At 43.7% G+C, this 18,398-nt stretch carries 20 protein-coding genes and 1 pseudogene; 18 read left to right on the top strand and 3 right to left on the bottom strand.

What is annotated here, in order from left to right; genetic code table 11:
• Positions 1-118 precede the first annotated feature (118 nt).
• The 8 genes from KQI39_RS06945 to KQI39_RS06980 all read left to right on the top strand — a co-directional run bounded on the left by KQI39_RS06945 (position 119) and on the right by KQI39_RS06980 (position 7,039).
• Positions 119-586: a DinB/UmuC family translesion DNA polymerase gene (locus KQI39_RS06945; protein ID WP_256443729.1), complete on the top strand. Its 468-nt coding sequence runs from the start codon at positions 119-121 to the stop codon at positions 584-586.
• Entirely contained in the window at positions 587-997 is a 411-nt protein-coding gene (locus KQI39_RS06950; RefSeq protein ID WP_021977027.1) for a hypothetical protein, read from the top strand. It abuts the gene before it with no gap.
• Between the two features lie 22 nt (positions 998-1,019).
• Entirely contained in the window at positions 1,020-1,328 is a 309-nt protein-coding gene (locus KQI39_RS06955) for an MGMT family protein (protein WP_216417431.1), read from the top strand.
• A 6-nt stretch (positions 1,329-1,334) separates the two neighbouring features.
• The gene (locus tag KQI39_RS06960; RefSeq protein ID WP_216417433.1) at positions 1,335-2,543 is read left to right on the top strand and encodes a PucR family transcriptional regulator; all 1,209 of its coding nucleotides are present in this window, start codon (positions 1,335-1,337) and stop codon (positions 2,541-2,543) included.
• A gap of 204 nt (positions 2,544-2,747) precedes the next feature.
• A complete protein-coding gene (locus KQI39_RS06965) occupies positions 2,748-4,121 on the top strand; it encodes an aspartate aminotransferase family protein (protein WP_216417435.1) in 1,374 nt (457 codons plus the stop codon).
• Between the two features lie 113 nt (positions 4,122-4,234).
• Positions 4,235-4,687 (top strand): MarR family winged helix-turn-helix transcriptional regulator, encoded by a 453-nt coding sequence (locus tag KQI39_RS06970; protein ID WP_216417436.1) that lies wholly within the window; start codon positions 4,235-4,237, stop codon positions 4,685-4,687.
• A complete protein-coding gene (locus tag KQI39_RS06975) occupies positions 4,677-6,029 on the top strand; it encodes an MATE family efflux transporter (RefSeq protein ID WP_216417439.1) in 1,353 nt (450 codons plus the stop codon). The genes KQI39_RS06970 and KQI39_RS06975 overlap by 11 nt, the downstream gene beginning before the upstream one ends.
• 122 nt (positions 6,030-6,151) lie before the next feature.
• The gene (locus KQI39_RS06980) at positions 6,152-7,039 is read left to right on the top strand and encodes a putative ABC transporter permease (protein WP_216417440.1); all 888 of its coding nucleotides are present in this window, start codon (positions 6,152-6,154) and stop codon (positions 7,037-7,039) included.
• A gap of 80 nt (positions 7,040-7,119) precedes the next feature.
• On the opposite strand, the gene KQI39_RS06985 is transcribed toward KQI39_RS06980, so the two are convergent.
• Positions 7,120-7,665, bottom strand: a complete 546-nt coding sequence (locus tag KQI39_RS06985; RefSeq protein WP_015527251.1) for a biotin transporter BioY — start codon at positions 7,663-7,665, stop codon at positions 7,120-7,122.
• A 101-nt stretch (positions 7,666-7,766) separates the two neighbouring features.
• On the bottom strand, positions 7,767-8,738 hold the full coding sequence (gene bioB, locus KQI39_RS06990; protein ID WP_216417443.1) for a biotin synthase BioB: 972 nt from the start codon (positions 8,736-8,738) through the stop codon (positions 7,767-7,769).
• A 308-nt stretch (positions 8,739-9,046) separates the two neighbouring features.
• Between bioB and KQI39_RS06995 the strand changes: the two genes are divergently transcribed.
• From KQI39_RS06995 to KQI39_RS07040, 10 genes and pseudogenes are all read left to right on the top strand, one after another.
• Positions 9,047-10,384, top strand: coding sequence for a TrkH family potassium uptake protein (locus KQI39_RS06995; protein WP_216417445.1), 1,338 nt, complete (start codon positions 9,047-9,049; stop codon positions 10,382-10,384).
• Positions 10,385-10,403: 19 nt separating this feature from the next.
• On the top strand, positions 10,404-11,051 hold the full coding sequence (locus KQI39_RS07000) for a potassium channel family protein (RefSeq protein WP_216417447.1): 648 nt from the start codon (positions 10,404-10,406) through the stop codon (positions 11,049-11,051).
• An 85-nt stretch (positions 11,052-11,136) separates the two neighbouring features.
• Positions 11,137-12,720, top strand: coding sequence for an ATP-binding protein (locus KQI39_RS07005; protein WP_216417449.1), 1,584 nt, complete (start codon positions 11,137-11,139; stop codon positions 12,718-12,720).
• Positions 12,713-13,465, top strand: coding sequence for a response regulator (locus KQI39_RS07010; protein ID WP_216417451.1), 753 nt, complete (start codon positions 12,713-12,715; stop codon positions 13,463-13,465). Before KQI39_RS07005 ends, KQI39_RS07010 begins: the two co-directional genes overlap by 8 nt.
• A gap of 59 nt (positions 13,466-13,524) precedes the next feature.
• Positions 13,525-14,859, top strand: a complete 1,335-nt coding sequence (locus KQI39_RS07015; RefSeq protein WP_216417453.1) for a sedoheptulokinase — start codon at positions 13,525-13,527, stop codon at positions 14,857-14,859.
• 114 nt (positions 14,860-14,973) lie between these two features.
• Positions 14,974-15,396 (top strand): IS200/IS605 family transposase, encoded by a 423-nt coding sequence (tnpA, locus tag KQI39_RS07020; protein ID WP_216417455.1) that lies wholly within the window; start codon positions 14,974-14,976, stop codon positions 15,394-15,396.
• Positions 15,396-16,493 (top strand): IS200/IS605 family element RNA-guided endonuclease TnpB, encoded by a 1,098-nt coding sequence (gene tnpB, locus KQI39_RS07025; RefSeq protein ID WP_216417456.1) that lies wholly within the window; start codon positions 15,396-15,398, stop codon positions 16,491-16,493. The genes tnpA and tnpB overlap by 1 nt, the downstream gene beginning before the upstream one ends.
• Before the next feature lie 133 nt (positions 16,494-16,626).
• Positions 16,627-16,857 carry a YgjV family protein gene (locus tag KQI39_RS17865; protein WP_334300791.1) on the top strand — a complete coding sequence of 77 codons (231 nt, stop codon included), beginning with the start codon at positions 16,627-16,629 and terminating at the stop codon, positions 16,855-16,857.
• Positions 16,858-17,037: 180 nt separating this feature from the next.
• Positions 17,038-17,493 (top strand): annotated as a pseudogene (locus KQI39_RS07035) (ketopantoate reductase family protein); the annotation flags it as partial.
• Positions 17,478-17,621, top strand: coding sequence for a hypothetical protein (locus KQI39_RS07040; RefSeq protein WP_216417624.1), 144 nt, complete (start codon positions 17,478-17,480; stop codon positions 17,619-17,621). The pseudogene KQI39_RS07035 and the gene KQI39_RS07040, both read left to right, overlap by 16 nt.
• Before the next feature lie 95 nt (positions 17,622-17,716).
• Here KQI39_RS07040 and KQI39_RS07045 read toward each other — a convergent pair whose 3' ends face one another.
• On the bottom strand, positions 17,717-18,358 hold the full coding sequence (locus KQI39_RS07045; protein ID WP_216417458.1) for an HAD family hydrolase: 642 nt from the start codon (positions 18,356-18,358) through the stop codon (positions 17,717-17,719).
• Between the last annotated feature and the right edge of the window lie 40 nt (positions 18,359-18,398).

Here is an 18,398-nt window from a genome sequence, read left to right on the forward strand (position 1 = left end):
TGTGTTTAAAAGCCCTGGACGGCTGAATTCGATGGAGCGCCGTGTGCGGTGAAAGTCGCATGCACGGTGTGGAGCGGGGGAAAATCCGGAGATAACTTCAAAGGATTACCTATCGCTATTGAAATCTTCCTCCGGCAGGAAAAAATATCAGGGCGAAATAAAAACAGACCGTTATGGAAGAAAAATTCCCAAACATGGTCACGGAACTGTAAATTTGGACAATCCAACCTCATCCACATCAACGATCATGAAGGCAGTCCTTGACCTGTATGAGCGTATCACGGATAAAACACTTCTGATCCGGCGTGTCTATATCACAGCCAATCAGCTCACAGATGAAAAACTGGCAGCGGCAGAGCCCGTATATCAGCAGATGAATCTGTTCACGGATTACCTTAAATCAGAAGTGTCAGAGGCAGAACAGAAAGCAGAAAAAGAAAAACAGGAAAAAGAGCGAAAGCTCCAAGAAGCTATGCTTTCCGTAAAAAAGAAATTCGGAAAAAATGCCATACTGAAAGGCAGCAGCTTACAGGAAGGTTCCACAACCATAGAGCGGAACAACCAGATCGGAGGTCACAGAGCATAAATGGAAAAGAAACCAAAAGGCAAATACCAGGACATCATAAACCTGCCTCACCATGTTTCAAAAACACACCCACAGATGCCCCTCTATGACCGAGCTGCACAGTTTTCCCCCTTTGCAGCCCTTACCGGCTATGAAGACGCAATCCGGGAAACAGCCAGACTCACCGATAACTGGGTACAGCTTTCCGAAGACAAAAAGCAGGAACTGGATGAAAAACTCCGGCAGCTGATAGCCGACAGGGAGAGAACAGAGTCCGTCACCATCATCTATTTCCAGCCGGATGACCGGAAAGAGGGAGGCTCCTATGTAACCGTCACCGGGCAGATAAAAAAGATTGACGACTGCAGCCAGAAAATCTTTCTGACAGATGGAACGAAGATTGACCTGGGAAGAATTGTGGATATAAAATAAAAAATGCTTCGGAGGAACAACAATGGGAAAAATACTGGATGAGGATCTGATCTACGAAATACTATCCGTGGTGGAAGAAATACCGGCAGGAAAAGTGGCTTCCTACGGGCAGATTGCACGTCTCATCGGCTGGGATAAAAATTCGAGGCTTGTAGGAAAAGTTTTAAGCATGGCAGAATTTTATGGGAAATATCCCTGCCACAGAGTTGTGAATCATGCAGGCCGTACTGCACCAGGATGGAGAGAACAGAGGGAACTTCTGGAAGATGAAGGTGTTGAATTTAAGACAAATGGTTGTGTGGATATGAAAAGGCACCAGTGGGAGGAATAGAACTTTATGAATTGTAAAGATATGATGCAGATTCCGGAGCTTACAGAGGTTCTGAAGCTGAAAGCAGGAAAAAACGGTTTGGAGCAATCTGTTCGATGGATTTATTTTGCAGACTGTCTGCAATGTGTAAAAAGTGAATATAAGATCGAAAACTATATCCACGGAGACGAATTTGTAGTTCTGACCAATCCCAGTGTTACGGATGACAGTCGGAAGCTGATGGAGATGATCCGGCAGATGTATGGGCATGGAATTACGGCTCTTGGAATCAATGAAGGCCAGATATCAGAGGAACTGATGCAATACTGTGAAGAGAAAGCGTTGCCTCTTTTTGAGCTTCCGGAGAAATATCCTCTGATCGATCTGTCTCAGATCATCTGCCGCATGCTTGTTCTGGAAGAAAATGACCGAAATGCCGCAGAGCAGCTGTTTTCCTCTATTCTGGATGCAGAACATTTAAGCAGGGAGCGTGTGATGGCACAGGCCAGATATCTGAATATTGATCTGGAGGGGAGTTTTTTTGTAGCGGAATTTGTGTTTGCGGCCGGAAATACAGAAAGCGGAGGGGAAAACGATGATTCCCTGACAGCAGGACGGAAGGTGAAGCGTGTGATCTGCGCTGAATTTTCCAGTTACATAAAACAGGATATTCTGATCCTTCCACAGGCGGGTTCCATCCTTGCACTGATCCCGGACAGAGAATCTGAGGAAAGTAATATAAAGGAAATTTTTACCAGAATTGTGGACCGGACACAGAGGGAATATGGAATAGAGCTTCGGATCGGAGCCGGAAACAGTAGGGCGTATCTGGATGAGGTAAAAGACAGCCGGAACGAAGCTTCCTCAGCACTTCGGGCAGCAGAAGTTTCCGGATTGAAGGGGCAGATATTTTTTTACAGGGATCAGGGAATCTATACATTACTTTCCCATGTGGACGATTCCAGAATCCTGGATACTTATATGGAAGAAAAAATCGGAAAGCTGCTGCAGGCAGATGAACTGAACGATGGAAACTTAAGTGAAACACTGGAAAATTATCTGAACTGCAGCTGCAATGCCAAAAAGACGGCAGAAGAGATGTTTCTTCACAGGAATACCTTAAATTACAGGTTGAAAAAGATCCGGGAGATCCTGGGATGCGATCTTGAAAACCTGGATACCTGCCTGGAGCTGAAGATGGCGTTTCTGATCAGGCGATATCGGTATCGCAGATAATAGAAATTGTGCACCGTGCACAAAAAACATGCAACACCAGGCCTATTGATTTCAAACCTGAAAATGCTATAATCTACCTAAATCAAAAAACAAAATAACACAGCAGATAAACGACAAAGGCGTCGGATGATAACACATCCGACGCCTGTTTTTTTGCTTCGAAGGAGCAGAAAAGCCGTGACCAGATAAAGGAGGAGAAGTATTATGACAACAGCAGAATTAGCAACCGCATTACCGGAGATCGTAACAGAGCAGGTTCCAGGACCAAAATCAAAAGAACTTCTTGACAGAAGAGACGCAGCGATCCCGAAAGCACTTTGCGGAAAAACATATCCGATCTGCATCAAACAGGGATCAGGAGCCATGTTTGAAGATATGGACGGAAATAAATTCCTTGACTGGGTCGGCGGTGTTGGCGTCCTGAATATCGGATATTCCCATCCGGAAGTCATCGAGGCGGTAAAAAAACAGACTGAAAAATATTTCCATACAATTTTCAATGTATATGTACATGACGGTTATGTAACACTGGCTGAAAGATTAAATGAGATCATGCCGTGTAAAGGAGATGTGAAAAAAACATACTTCGCAAACTCCGGTGCAGAGTGTGATGAAAATGCCATCAAGATTGCAAAAGCCTTCACAAAAAGAAGCGGCGTGATCTGTTTCACAGGTGCTTTCCATGGAAGAACAAACCTGACCATGGCACTGACAGCCAAGAAAGTATATGCCGTTGGTATGGGACCATTTCCGGCCGGAATTTACCGTGCGCCGTACCCATATCTGTACAGAGCACCTAAAGGATACACAGAGGCTGAAGCAATTCAGTATTATATTGATGAGCTTCAGAGAATCTTTGACGAAGGAGCACCTGCAAGTGAGATCGCCTGCATGATCGTTGAGCCGTTCCAGGGCGAGGGTGGATTCATCCCGGCACCGATCGAGTGGGTAAAAGCAGTCCGCAAGATCTGCGATGACAACGGAATTCTGATGATTGCAGATGAGGTTCAGTGTGGCAACTGCAGAACAGGAAGATATTATGCATCTGAGTACTGGGCAGAAGCAGGCGCAGCACCGGATATCATCACAACCGCAAAATCTCTTGGTGCAGGTCTTCCGATTTCCGCTATCACAGCAAGAGCAGAAGTTATGGATACAGCACCGGCAGGAACCATCGGTGGAACCTTCTGTGGAAACCCGGTATCCTGTGCAGCAGCACTGGCTGTTATGGATATCATGAAACGTGACGATTACGCAGGAAAAGCAAGACACATTGGCGAGGTTGTCATGAAACGCTACAAAGAGCTTCAGGAGAAATATCCGGTGATCGGTGATGTACGTGGACTTGGCGCTATGATCGGTATTGAGCTTGTAAAAGATAAAGAAACAAAAGAACCGGCAACAGAGCTTACAGCCAAGCTGATCCAGAATGCGATCCAGAAGGGACTCCTTCTTGAGAACTGTGGAACAGCAGGCAATGTAGTTCGTTTCCTTGCACCGCTCACCATGACGGATGAGCAGATGGAGAAAGGCCTGGAGATCTTTGAGGATTCTCTGAAAGAGGCATTGGAAGCATAGAGTAATAGAAAGTTACTTTATGACAGAAAAGTAAAACATGCTTGACAAACCATAAATTCCTTATATAATTATCAATGGTAATTAACAAAGATAATTATATAAGGGGTTTTTTTATGACAAATGAAAAGATCAAGCGGATGTTTGATGCATTTTATCAGGCAAAGCGGATCCGGGATATGCTTCCGCCACTGCCCCAGGGAGTAATGCCATCCTATATTCGGTATCTGGATGCGATCCATTCTCTGCAGAAAGAAAAAAAAGATATCAGGATCTCCGATCTCAGTGACGCCATGAACCTGCCGCGTCCGGGTGTCACCAGAACAGTGAAAGAAATGGAGACAAAGGGATATCTTCAGAAGCTCGTGTCTCCGGATGACGGGCGCGTTACTTACATTTCCATAACAGAAAAAGGAGAGAGGCTTTCCGGAAAATATGATCAGGATTATTTCAGCAGTCTGGCACCCTATCTTTCAGAGATTTCCGAAGAAGAAGCAGACAGTATGATCCGGACCATCGGGAAATTTTATCAGATCATGTGCGACAGGAGGGAACATTATGACAAATGATAAGGCAGATTTTACTCAGGGAAATATCCTGAAGAAGCTGGTTGCTTTTATGATGCCGGTACTTGGCGCGCTGATCCTACAGGCTGCCTATGGTGCGGTCGATCTTCTTGTAGTTGGAAGATTCGGTTCCACATCCGGACTGTCAGCGGTTTCCACCGGAAGCCAGGTCCTGAATCTTGTTACCTTTGTAGTGATTCAGTTTGCTATGGGTATCACAGTTCTGATCGCACGTTATCTTGGAGAAAAAAGACCGGAGCAGATCGGCTCCGTTATCGGCGGAGCTGCGATCGTTTTTACCATGATCTCTGTCGTGCTGTTTATTGTTATGGTAGGTTTTGCACATCCGATCTCCGTGCTGATGCAGGCACCGGAAGAAGCAGTAGCGCTGACTGCATCTTATGTACGGATCTGTGGAAGCGGAATTTTCTTTATTGTTGCATATAACCTGCTGTCTGCCATCTTCCGTGGCCTGGGTGACAGTAAATCTCCGCTGCTGTTTGTTCTGGTGGCATGTATTGTAAATGTGATCGGAGACCTGGTACTGGTAGCCGGCTTACATATGGATGCAGCAGGGGCAGCTATTGCTACGGTTTCTGCTCAGGCCTTAAGTGTTGTATTTGCAGTAGTTCTTCTGATAAAGAAGGAGCTGCCGTTTACCATTACAAAAAAAGATTTCCGGCTGAATCCTCAGTGCAGACGCTTTCTTAAGATCGGACTGCCGCTGGCACTTCAGGAATTCCTGACACAGATTTCATTCCTGGCCTTGTGCGCATTTGTCAACCGCCTGGGTCTGGAAGCATCCTCCGGTTACGGAGTTGCATGTAAGATCGTAAACTTTGCCATGCTGGTTCCAAGCTCCCTGATGCAGTCCATGGCTTCCTTTGTTTCACAGAACGTAGGAGCCGGAAAGCCGAAACGTGCGAGAAAATCCATGCTTACGGGAATCGGAGTTGGCCTGTCTGTGGGATGCCTGGTATTTATCCTGATCCTGCTTAAGGGGGATGTACTGGCAGGATTCTTTTCAACAGATGCCGGCGTTATCCAAAAGGGCTTTGATTATCTGAAGGGTTTTGCTCCCGAGACACTGGTAACAGCTGTTCTGTTCAGTATGATAGGCTATTTCAACGGAAACAACCAGACCATCTGGGTTATGGTCCAGGGCCTGGTACAGACACTTCTGGTACGACTTCCAATGGCGTACTTCATGAGTATCCAGCCAGATGCCAGCCTGACAAAGATCGGACTTGCAGCACCGGTATCTACCACAGTGGGAATCATTCTGAACATCGGATTCTTTCTGTACTTCACCCGTGCGAAAAAAGAAATTGTTCCGGAAGAATGAACGGATAAAGGGATGTAAATGCCGGGGTGATATGATATAATCAGAATCACCCTGGCAGAGGTGATGGTACTGACCCTGGAATAGCTGCCGGGATCTTGACAGCTGTAAAGGAGGAGCACAGGATGATTTGCGGGATGACGTATTTTCAGATATGTCTGTATTTTTTGTTTTATTCTTTTGGAGGATGGGTCGTTGAAGTTATCTTCCATGCAGTAACCTTAGGAAAGGTTATAAACCGGGGATTTCTCAACGGTCCGGTATGCCCGGTGTACGGATTTGGTGTACTTTCCGTGTTTGCATTGCTCAATACGCTTCAGAGCGGCGGACATCAGATGAGTGAGGGAATGATCTTTCTGTTTGGGATCGTTCTTGCAACTGCGGTAGAGCTGGTTGCCGGATGGCTTCTGGATGTATGCTTCCATGCAAGATGGTGGGATTATTCCAATAAGCCACTGAATTTTCACGGCTATATCTGTCTTGAGTTTTCCCTGATATGGGGACTTGCCATTGTGATGGTTGTAAAGGTTTTTCAGAAGTATGTGGAGCGTCAGGCTTCTCATACACCTTCCACACTGGAATGGGTTGTTATGGCAATTCTGTATGCGGTGTATCTGGCAGATTTTATTGTAACAGTAGCGGTAATCCGCGGACTGAACAAGAAGCTTACCCGACTGGATAAGGTACGTGCGGATCTGCGGATCGTGAGCGATAAGCTCAGTGATACTCTGGCAACAACTACCATTGACACAGCACAGAAGGTGGGAGAAGGAAAGGTTCAGGTTGCCCTTGCTAAGGCAGAGCTCAGAGATGCGACTGTGGCTCAGAAAGAAAGATCTGTTGAAATGCTTCGGATGAAGAAAGCGGAACTTCAGGCACAGTTTGATGAGCTGTCAAGCTCTATCACAAACCATACGGTATTCGGCCAGGGAAGAATCCTTAAGGCTTTCCCGGAGATGAAGCACAGAGATTATTTTGAACTGATCCAGGAGCTGAAGAAAAAACTCAGATAAGAAAAATGAAATGCGATAAAGAGGCAGCAGGAAATGTTGGAAATTTCCTGCTGCCTCTTTTAAAATATCAGAGTTTCAGTTTATCGGATTCTTTTTTTTATCATTGGTCCGATGATCATGGCGATGATCATTTTTATGAGATCTGCCGGGATAAACGGAATTACACAGATTCCAAGAGCTGCTTTGAAAGTGGAATCTGCAACGATGCAGAACCATACAGTTCCGAAAAGATAGCATACAATTGTTCCGGCAATCATACCAACGAGCTGGATCAGAGGCTTATGGCAGTTGTCAATTACCAGTCCGGCAATAACAGCCATAACGATAAAGCCGATGATGTATCCGCCTGTAGGACCGGCCAGCTTTGCAGGGCCACCGGTAAATCCGGAAAATACCGGAAGACCTACAAGTCCAAGCAGAAGATAGATCAGATAGCTGATGGTTCCTTTTTTCCATCCGAGAAGATAAAGAGACAGATAGATGGCAAGATTGGTAAATGAGATCGGAACCGGACCGATTGGAATGGACAGCGGCGCAAGAATACAGGTGACAGCTGCCATAAGAGCGGTCATGGTGATCTCGTAGGTTTTTGTACGTGGTGCAGAGACAGTATTTGTCTGGTTCATATTAAAAGAGCCTCCTTTGAAAAAGGTAATATATTTACTGGTTCGGGTAAGCAATGAAATGCTGTAAGTGTGTATGACAGGTCATATGTCCATAAGGATGCTTACGCAGATTCAATCTCATAAGTAAATCCTGCATCCGTGATGGTTTTCAGGGTATCTTCGATTCCCTGTCCGCCTTCTGTAAGATAACCGGAAGCAAAAATAGAATCTACAACACTGAGCAGTTTCTTTTCTTCGCCTTTGAAATATACTTCTCTTCCGGCAGCACAGCGGATATCGGCTGTAGGCACCAGAAGTCTGGCAAGACAGAGGACTTTCATGCAGTATTCTGTTGTCAGATAGGAAATGTCGGCATTTCCAAGAGGAGTTCCCTTAATTGGCAGGAGGAAGTTGATGGGCAGTGCTTCCGGCTGGATCTCACGTAATTCCAGAAGCATGTCAACAACATCTGCTTTGCTTTCACCCATGCCAATGATACCGCCACTGCAGATCTCAAAACCAAGACCCTGAAGCATATGGATATTCTGGACACGCTGGTCAAAGGTATGTGTACTGCAGATATTCTGATAAAAGGACCGGCTGCTGTTCAGGTTATGGTTGATCCGGTCAAGACCTGCTTCTTTGAGCACTTTTGCCTGGTGCTCTGTGAGAAAGCCTATGGAGCAGCAGAGATGAGTTCCCTGTTCTTTCATTTTGCGTATCCTGCGGGCCAGCTCTTCAATCTCTTTATCTGTAAATTTCATACCACTCAGACCGATACAGTGTCTGGATAAATGATAATCATTTACGAAATCATTGTCCTGATATAATTTGTCTTCATCTACCCATTTGTATTTATCAATATCGGCAGTGGAACGACATGACTGGGCACAGTAGGCACAATCCTGGGAACAGTTACCACTGCGGGCATTGGTAAGGATGTGGATGCTTACCCGGTTTCCCTTATATTTGTAACGTAAACTGCTGGCACGGTCAATCAGTGCCTCAAGTTCTTCGTCCGGAGTATCTAAAATTGCAATGGCTTCATCTCTGGAAAGCGATGGAGCTTCTTTTTCGCATGATGCAGTGTTCATGTCAATACCTTCCTTTTGAGTTTTTTTGTACGGGTATCACTTTATCACATAGAAATATTGAATGTCAACTGCAAATATAAAATGAGTTTACAATTGAAAAACTGTAGTATTAAGGTAATGCTTAGGATCATCAAAGCAGGTAATTTCCTTGATTCGGTTAAAATAATTCTCAATTCAATATCATATCTTTATAAAATCTTAATACGGAAGCAGAGACTTTTATACTATCTTTGAAAGCAGTTATATATAATAAAATGCGTTACGAGGATAGCACTGTTAAAAGTATTGATAAGGAGTTCTGATCATTTATGCCGGAAAAATCATATAAGAAAAAACATATGACATCTTTTCAGCTGATTATCATGGGGTTTGCAGGAGTGATCCTTTTGGGAACCGTTCTGCTGATGCTTCCATTTTCTTCTGCGGAGAAAGTGATCACACCATTTCATGAGGCACTTTTTACAGCCACTTCGGCGGTATGTGTTACAGGTCTTGTGGTAAAGGACACTGGAAGCTACTGGTCCCTGGCAGGCCAGACGATCATTCTTGCACTCATACAAACAGGTGGGCTTGGAGTAGTGACTGTGGCTGCGTCTGTTTCCCTTCTTTCCGGAAAGAAAATATCCCTCATGCAAAGAAGCACCATGCAGGATGCAATTTCAGCTCCAAAAGTCGGAGGAATCGTCAGACTGACAAGGTTTATTTTGAGGGGAACATTTTTGATCGAAGCTGCAGGGACGGTGTTGCTGCTGCCGGTTTTTATGGGAGATTATGGAAAAAAGGGAATCTGGATGTCAGTTTTTCATTCAATCTCTGCTTTTTGTAATGCCGGCTTTGATATTCTGGGGACAGATTCCAGTATGTTTCCATCGCTGACTGGGTATTCCGGAAATATACTTATAAATCTGGTAATTATGCTGTTGATCATTACAGGAGGAATCGGTTTTCTCACATGGGATGATATTTATACAAACAAACGGAACTTTAAACGCTACCGCATGCAAAGCAAGATCATTCTCATGACTACCGCATGCCTGATCTTATTTCCGGCAGTTTTTTTCTATATCTGTGATCTGACAAAATTACCCATGGGAAAACGCCTGTTAGCAGCAGCGTTTCAATCGGTAACGACAAGAACTGCCGGATTTAATACTATAAATATTTCAGAGATGAGTGAGGCATCAAAAGCAGTTATGATATTGTTAATGCTAATTGGTGGTTCACCGGGATCTACAGCAGGTGGAATGAAAACAACAACTTTTTCAGTACTTATTTTAAATGCAATTGCGACATTTCGAAGTCAGGAAAATGCAGGAGCTTTTGGGCGAAGACTTGAATATCATGTGATAAAAAATGCAGCGACAATAGCCATGTTATATTTTGCCTTGTTCTTTGGCGGCGGAATAGCGATCAGTGTGTACGAAGGCCTTCCGCTTTTAGATTGTCTGTACGAAGCTGCTTCAGCTGTTGGTACGGTAGGGCTGACGCTGGGAATCACACCGGAACTTCATGTTTTTTCACAAGTCGTGTTGATCATACTGATGTATCTGGGACGTGTAGGTGGTCTGACCCTGATCTATGCGGTATTTTCCGGAAGAAATAAGGGAAATGCAAAGCTCCCTCTGGAAAAAATCACAGTTGGATAAGAAGGAGAAAAATAATATTATGAAAAATGTATTGCTTATTGGACTTGGAAGGTTTGGAAGACATATTGCCATGCAGCTCAATCAGCTGGGACATGAAGTTATGGCAGTTGACTGGAAGGAAGAAAGAGTGGACAAAGTACTGTCATTTGTGACGAATGCTCAGATTGGTGACAGCACCAATGCTGAATTTTTACAGTCCCTTGGAATTGGAAACTACGACATTTGTTTTGTGACCATTGGAGATAGCTTTCAAAATTCTCTTGAAACAACATCCCTTCTAAAAGAACTGGGTGCAAAATTGGTGATATCCAGAGCTGAACGTGATGTTCAGGAAAAATTTCTTTTACGCAATGGTGCCGATAAGGTAGTTTATCCGGAAAAGCAGGTGGCAAAATGGGCTTCCATCCGTTATACAGATGATCATATACTGGATTATATGGAGGTGGACGCTTCCCATGCAATTTTTGAAGTGGAAGTGCCGGAAGAATGGGTTGGAAAAACAGTGGGTGGACTTGACATCAGAAAACGCTACAATATTAATATTCTGGCAGTAAAAAATGAAGAGGAATTCAGTATTGCAATTTCACCGGAAACATATTTTGCAGAAAACGATAAATTACTGGTATTAGGAGAATACAGAGATCTTCAGAAGTGCTTCCGCATATAGCTCATTGCCATGAAGAAAAAATTTTGACCACAGAACAGCTGCGTGATATAATTCCAGAAAACAGCAGTAGAAGGAGAATGACAGAATGAGCTTGAAAATGGAGGATACAGTAAAAAACAGAACCTATCCGAAACGGCCATTTGCATGGTATGTGGAAAAACCGTCTGCAAAAGATTACTTGCTGACGGTTTTTATATTTGCAGTATGCACTTTGATCGGCCTGCTGTTTCAGAAACTGGATCTTACAGATACAAATATTGTAACGATATACATTTTGGGCGTATTGATCACTTCGATCGTGACAGATGGTTATCTTTGCAGTGTAGCCGGCTCCTTTTTAAGTGTATTCTTATTTTGCTTTTTCCTGATGGAGCCAAGGATGTCTTTTGAGACATATGCGGTGGGATATCCGGTGACGTTTTTCATAATGCTTATTTCGTCCGTACTTACAGGAACCCTTGCGGCAAAGCTGAAAATGCATGCAAAGCTGTCTTCGCAGATTGCCTTTCGCACACAGGTTCTGTTTGATACGGATCGTCTGCTGCAAAAGGCAAAAAGTGAGACAGAAATCCTCGGAGTTACCTGTACACAGCTGATACGCCTGTTAAACCGCAGCATCACGGCATATGTTGTGGAAAATGGAACTTTATCAGAAGGAAAGCTTTTTTCCGGGGAAAAAGAGAGCACAGAGGATTTTCTGACACAGGAAGAACAACAGGCGGCCAGATGGACTTATGAAAACAGACAGCGTGCCGGCGCATCCACACAGTATTTCTCACAGGCAAAATGCTTATATCTGGCAATTCGAAGCGGGAATAATGTTTATGGCGTAATCGGGATCCCTCTGCAGAAAGAAACACTGGACTCTTATGAATACAGCATCCTGCTGTCTGTAATAAATGAATGTGCACTTGCAATGGAGAATGTACAAAATGCCATAGAAAAAGAAAAAAATGCGGTTTTAGCAAAAAATGAGCAGCTGCGTGGCGATCTTCTCCGGGCGATTTCCCATGACCTGCGTACTCCGCTTTGTTCTATTTCCGGAAATGCAGATATGCTTCTCAGTAACAGTGACCGTCTGGATGAAGCTACAAGGTATCAGATCTACACGGACATCCATGACGATTCAGAGTGGCTGATCGGAGTTGTGGAAAATCTGCTTTCAATCACTAGGCTCAATGATGGAAGATTGAAGTTTAAATTTACGGATCAGCTTTTGGATGAGGTAATAGCAGAGTCACTCCGGCATGTCAGCCGGAAGCATGATGCGTATAAGATCGTGGCGGACTGTGAAGAACTTGTTCTTACACGTATGGACGTGCATCTTATTATACAGGTTCTGGTAAATTTGATTGATAATGCGATAAAATATACGCCGTCAGGCTCTGTCATTAGCATTCGGGGGTTCAAAAAAGCCGGGAAAGCACAGGTAAGCGTGGAAGATAATGGCCCTGGAATTCCGGATGAAATGAAGCCACATATTTTTGAGATGTTTTATACAGGGAAAACAACCGTTGCAGACAGCCAACGGAGTCTGGGGCTTGGCCTGGCACTTTGCCGCTCTATCATAGAAGCACACGATGGAACACTGGTTCTTTCGGATCATGCTCCGCATGGATGTAATTTTACTTTTACTTTACCATTAAGCGAGGTGACATTAAATGAATAAGACATTAATTCTGGTGGTTGAGGATGACAGACCCATACGGAACCTGATCGTTACCACTTTAAAAACACATGACTATAAATATCTGGCTGCAGAAAATGGGGCTTCGGCCATTTTGGAGGCTTCATCACACAATCCGGATATCGTTCTTCTGGATCTGGGCCTTCCTGATATGGAAGGAGTAGAGGTAATAAAGAAAATCCGTACCTGGTCGAATATGCCTATCATCGTGATCAGTGCCAGAAGTGAAGATACGGACAAAATAGAGGCACTGGATGCGGGTGCAGATGATTATATCACAAAACCATTTTCAGTAGAAGAATTACTTGCGCGTATCCGTGTCAGTCAAAGGCGGCTTGCCATAACGCCGGCAGGAAAACAGCCGGAAACATCTGTTTTTGAAAATGGTGGATTAAAGATAGATTACACGGCTGGCTGTACATTCCTGAAGGACAGAGAACTGCATCTGACGCCCATTGAGTATAAGCTGCTCTGCCTTTTATCCCGTAATGTTGGAAAAGTATTGACACATACATATATTACTCAGCAGATCTGGGGACGCTGCTCGGAAAACGATGTTGCTTCTCTCAGGGTTTTTATGGCAACACTGCGGAAAAAACTGGAGCCTGAAAAAAACGGGGGACAATATATCCAGACGCATATTGGGATCGGATATCGCATGCTCAGGATCGAGAAACCTGAGCAGGAAACCAAAAAAGATAGCATTAATCCTCAAACGATAATATAATCCTCTCATATGATGACAGTTTCTATAGTAAAGATCACAGAAAAGGACGGAAACAGACGATGAAGATCATGGGGATTGATATCGGCACAACAACAGTCAGTGTCGTAATGACAGACACAGAAACGGGAAAGCTGCTTGCAAAGGAAACAGTGGAGCATAATTCTTTTCTGCGGAGCAGTAAGCCGGAACAGAAGCTGCAGGATCCGGAACGGATCTATGAGATCGTCCGGGAGCTTCTTATAAAGCAGCAGAAGGAGAATGGTTTGCCAGATGGAATAGGGTTTACAGGGCAGATGCATGGAATGCTGTATGTGGATGCTTCCGGCAAGGCAGTGAGTCCTCTTTATACCTGGCAGGATGGAAGCGGAGAGATTCCATTGGAAAACGGAAAAACCTGTGCAGAGCTTTTGCAGGGAGTGGGTGCGGCGGCGTCCGGATATGGTGTAGTGACACATTTTTATCTTCAGAAGAATGATCAGATCCCGAAGGATGCTGTAAGGATGACGACGATCAGTGATTATATTGCCATGCGTCTGTGTGAAAATACTGTCCCTGTTATCGGACTTGACATGGCGGCAAGCTGGGGCTGCTTTGACCTGCAAAAACGGGAATTTCGGTATGAAGCCCTGGAGAAAGCCGGTGTAGATACTTCTTATCTTCCGGAAGTAAGAAAGGGACATTTTTTAATCGGAGAAACAAGAGCCGGTGTACCGGTAATAGGATCGATCGGTGACAATCAGGCGAGTCTGTTTGGTTCCGTCCGGGATCTTAAAGATACCGTACTCCTGAATGTAGGAACCGGCAGCCAGGTTTCCTTTGTGACAGAGAAGTTTATAGAATGCAGCGGCAGTGTGGAGCTTCGCCCCTGTACCGAAAACAGCTATATCCTTGTAGGAGCTTCCCTGTGTGGTGGTCGTGCGTATGCGATGCTGGAACAGTTTTACAGAGAGGCTACAGAAACCGAAGAAAGACTGTATTCCCGGATGCAGGAGCAGGCAGAAAAATTTATTGAAACATACGGAAAAGAAGCTGCATGGAAAGTAGACACGGCTTTTTCAGGGACAAGAAGTGATCCGTCTCACAGGGGCATGATCGCAGGGATTGGTGTAGAGAACTTTCATCCTGGTGCACTGACGGTCGGTGTGATCTGTGGGATCCTTAACGAATTGCATGAGCAGTATGAGCAGATGTGTCAGCTCACCGGGAAAAAGGGCACCCGTCTGGCTGGCTCCGGAAACGGAATTCGCCGAAACCCGCTGATGAGAAGAATGGCAGAAGAAATATTCGAAATGCCGATGGAGGTTCCTGAATATGAAGAAGAGGCTGCGTATGGAGCTGCACTTACTGCGGGGAAATTGGCAGCAAAAAAATTGGATTTATCCAATGCGTCGTAAAACCCCTTGCTTCAGCTATGGGGATATAAGACGCGTCCATCGAATTTATGCAAGTAATTGAAGATGGACAAAATAGTAATTGTATTAACTAATAAACCATAGTATAATATAAATATGAACACAACATATAAATCAAACAACAATGTCGTCTATTCCTGTAAATACCAGGTAGTATGGTGTCCAAAGTATAGACGAAAAGTATTAATTAATGGTGTGGACGTCCGGCTGAAGGAGCTGCTCACAGAGTATGCTGCAAATCTTTCTGTAGACATTCTGGAAATGGAGATCATGCCAGACCATGTTCATATGCTTTTGGAAGTAGATCCTCAGTTTGGCATCCACAAAGCTGTAAAGTCATTTAAAGGCTATACGTCCAGAATTTTAAGACAGGAATTTCCCTATCTTAAAACGAAAATGCCGACTCTCTGGACAAACAGCTATTTTGTATCGACGGTGGGCGGTGCCCCACTGGAAGCAGTAAAACAGTATATTGAAAACCAGAAAACATCGCAGAGACAAAAGGATAAGATGGGATAATGCAAAAAGGAATTAAATTCAGGATCTACCCGAACAGAGAACAGAAAAACTTCATCCATCAGACCCTGGGATGTTGCCGGTTCATCTACAACCGGGGACTTGCCATGCGCAGGGAAGGCTATGAAAATGGGACAAAAATCGGCTATTCCCAGACTTCCGCCATGTTGACTGAATTGAAAAAGCAAGAGGAGTTTGCCTTTCTGAAAGCAGCAGATTCCATTGCATTACAGCAGTCTTTGCGGGATCTCGACAGGGGATTTGTGAATTTCTTTCAGAAACGGGCTTCCTATCCAACCTTCAAAAGTAAACATAACCGGTTCCAGTCATACAGAACGGTAAATCAAAAAGATAATATCCGTATTGTGGGAAGATATATCAAACTTCCGAAACTTGGATTTGTTAAAATACGGCAGTCGATGGAAGTGGAAAAGATTAATCACGTGATCATTGAGCACACACCGGCTGGAAAATATTTTGCGGTTTTAAATGTTGATTTTGAACCGGAACCACGCTCAAATGCTGGCGGAACGATAGGGATTGATGTCGGAATCAAAGCGTTCTACTCCGACAGTAATGGAAATACGGTATCAAATCCCAGATATCTGGAACGCTCAATGCGAAGACTCATAAGAGAACAGCGCAGGCTTTCCCGAAAACAAAAAGATTCCCATAACCGCGAGAAGCAGCGGATCAGGGTGGCAAGAGTGTATGAGAAAGTAACCAATCAGCGGAATGATTTCCTACAGAAACAGTCAACGATGCTGGTGCGTGAAAACCAAACCATCTGTATTGAAGATCTGAATGTTAAGGGGATGATCCGGAATCATAAACTGTCAAAATCGATAGCGAGTGTTTCCTGGGCAAAATTTTTTGAAATGCTGGAATATAAAGCTGGCTGGTATGGAAATGAAATTCACAGAGTACCAACGATGTATCCGAGCAGTCAGACCTGCAGCTGTTGTGGCTACAGAAATCCACGGATAAAAAATCTGGGCATCCGTATCTGGGAGTGTCCCAAATGCTATGCGGTTCATGACCGGGATACGAATGCAAGTATCAATATTCTGAAAAAAGGACTGCAGATGCAGTCTGCATAAAGATAAAAACTGTACCGTAGGGCATACGGGAACAGTATAAATATAGCTTGTGGACACTGTGTAAGACATTGCAGTACCGTAAGGTGTTTACCAATGCAGTAGTGGGAGAAGCAAGAATCCCCCTGCTTTAGCTGTGGGGAGTGTCAATGCTAATATTGCGGCAACGATAGGTGGATATACATGCAATGCACGGAAAATCCGTATAGTCGGAATGCTGATCAATTTGCCACTGTGGATCATATATGATATTGCGGTTGGCTCCTGGGCAGGAATATTGGACGAAATAGTCAGTGAAGCGTCTATGATGATCTCTATTTTTCGCTATGGGTGGAAAAATATGGATTCTCTGGAGACTGAGGCATAATAAGATTGAGATAAAATCTAATTGATAAATCAGGTGAAGGTGACATACTGAATGTATAAGAAAAAAACCGTGTGGAATTACAGTTTTGTTTTCACACGGTTTTTTAGAAAATGAAAGTTAGACACAGCTAATAATTTGCAGTGACAATTTATAGGACAATATAAAAGAGGGCAGATTTCTATGAGAATATTGATTTATGGTGCAGGTGTGATTGGATCCTTGTATGCCGCCTTATTCGCAGAAGCTGGTTATGATACAAGTATTTATGCCAGAGGTAAAAGACTTGAGGCTTTAAGAAATAATGGATTGCTTTTATGGGAAGACATTGTTGGAAAAGGAAAAATATTACCGGCTTTTCCTGGAGCTGGCGGAAGTATAAATGAGGATGGCATCCTTGATGCAGCACTCACTCCAAGGATGATTCAGCCAACAACATTTGCAGAAATATCAGGAAATAGCTCCGAAAGAACAAAACAATTTTCAAAGATATTGAGGCATGCTCATATACCATATCAGAAAGTAATGGATATGCATATGTGGCAGTTGTGTCATCTTGCCATGGTGGTGCCGATCGCAGATGCATATTACGAAGCTAACTGTCTGGAAAGAGCAGGAAAAGAATGGAAGAAGATCAGATTGTGGTTGTAGACAAAGGAAGAATTGTGCAGCAGGGAACACATGAGCAGTTAATGAGGCAGGAAGGTATTTATAAGAGATTTGTGGATGCAAGGCAGCAGGCGGTAAGCTGGAAACTGGCGCACTGAGAAATAAGCCACAGTTGGGGAATATCCAAAAGCCCTTGCTTTCGTATAAACTTCTATGAACATTTTAACTGCCAGAGTCATTTTCGCCCGGTCTTTCATTGCCAATACAATTTCTCTGAAGTGATAGCAGATAACAGGTCAGCAGGTCTTTCTAAAAAATAATCTGCTTTTATGTGCTTATTATGACTGCCCCATACTGCCAAAGCAAAATCAATTCCTGCATCTTCCGCACATTTACTGTCATATTTGCTGTCTCCAATATAAAGCACTTTACTATGGTCTGTTTTTGATAATTCCACATATTTCAAAATCGGTGCGGCATTGGGTTTATGTTCCTGTGTATCGTCTGCACATATGATTGTTTTGAAATAATGACTGATACCAAACGGACAAAAATCATGTGTAAATTCTTCCCTTGTCTTTGATGTGACAATCCCCATTTCATAATCCAGACTTAGAAGATTTTTCAATAATTCAATGATTCCGTCAAATACTTTAATGGTATTTGTATAGTTACGCATATTTTTATCCCATAATTCTATCGCATAGGAAGTGTCTTTTATCTCAAGTTTTTTCAAAGCGTCTGTTCCTGTAATACCTAACGCAAATCTTAGTTCAGAACATGGTATCTTTCTCCCGGACAATTCCTTTATAGTTTCCTGTAAAGAATGTAATACAGCATATTCCGTATCAATCAGAGTACCGTCAATGTCAAAAACAATATGCTTATACTTCATGCTGCCACCTTTCCTTGCCTGTATCAAAATAACGTATCAC

Source organism: Blautia sp. MSJ-36 (assembly GCF_018917985.1).
In the GTDB taxonomy this organism is placed as follows: domain Bacteria; phylum Bacillota; class Clostridia; order Lachnospirales; family Lachnospiraceae; genus Blautia_A.

Excerpts from the sequence above, each read along its gene's own strand:
- bioB (WP_216417443.1), bottom strand. The coding sequence starts at position 8,738 with ATGAACACTGCATCATGCGAAAAAGAAGCTCCATCGCTTTCCAGAGAT.
- KQI39_RS06975 (WP_216417439.1), top strand. The coding sequence starts at position 4,677 with ATGACAAATGATAAGGCAGATTTTACTCAGGGAAATATCCTGAAGAAG.
- KQI39_RS07045 (WP_216417458.1), bottom strand. The coding sequence starts at position 18,358 with ATGAAGTATAAGCATATTGTTTTTGACATTGACGGTACTCTGATTGAT.
- KQI39_RS06965 (WP_216417435.1), top strand. The coding sequence starts at position 2,748 with ATGACAACAGCAGAATTAGCAACCGCATTACCGGAGATCGTAACAGAG.
- tnpB (WP_216417456.1), top strand. The coding sequence starts at position 15,396 with ATGCAAAAAGGAATTAAATTCAGGATCTACCCGAACAGAGAACAGAAA.
- tnpA (WP_216417455.1), top strand. The coding sequence starts at position 14,974 with ATGAACACAACATATAAATCAAACAACAATGTCGTCTATTCCTGTAAA.
- KQI39_RS07005 (WP_216417449.1), top strand. The coding sequence starts at position 11,137 with ATGAGCTTGAAAATGGAGGATACAGTAAAAAACAGAACCTATCCGAAA.
- KQI39_RS07040 (WP_216417624.1), top strand. The coding sequence starts at position 17,478 with ATGGAAGAAGATCAGATTGTGGTTGTAGACAAAGGAAGAATTGTGCAG.
- KQI39_RS06970 (WP_216417436.1), top strand. The coding sequence starts at position 4,235 with ATGACAAATGAAAAGATCAAGCGGATGTTTGATGCATTTTATCAGGCA.
- KQI39_RS07015 (WP_216417453.1), top strand. The coding sequence starts at position 13,525 with ATGAAGATCATGGGGATTGATATCGGCACAACAACAGTCAGTGTCGTA.
- KQI39_RS06995 (WP_216417445.1), top strand. The coding sequence starts at position 9,047 with ATGCCGGAAAAATCATATAAGAAAAAACATATGACATCTTTTCAGCTG.
- KQI39_RS06950 (WP_021977027.1), top strand. The coding sequence starts at position 587 with ATGGAAAAGAAACCAAAAGGCAAATACCAGGACATCATAAACCTGCCT.
- KQI39_RS06955 (WP_216417431.1), top strand. The coding sequence starts at position 1,020 with ATGGGAAAAATACTGGATGAGGATCTGATCTACGAAATACTATCCGTG.
- KQI39_RS06980 (WP_216417440.1), top strand. The coding sequence starts at position 6,152 with ATGATTTGCGGGATGACGTATTTTCAGATATGTCTGTATTTTTTGTTT.
- KQI39_RS06985 (WP_015527251.1), bottom strand. The coding sequence starts at position 7,665 with ATGAACCAGACAAATACTGTCTCTGCACCACGTACAAAAACCTACGAG.
- KQI39_RS07010 (WP_216417451.1), top strand. The coding sequence starts at position 12,713 with ATGAATAAGACATTAATTCTGGTGGTTGAGGATGACAGACCCATACGG.
- KQI39_RS07000 (WP_216417447.1), top strand. The coding sequence starts at position 10,404 with ATGAAAAATGTATTGCTTATTGGACTTGGAAGGTTTGGAAGACATATT.
- KQI39_RS06960 (WP_216417433.1), top strand. The coding sequence starts at position 1,335 with ATGAATTGTAAAGATATGATGCAGATTCCGGAGCTTACAGAGGTTCTG.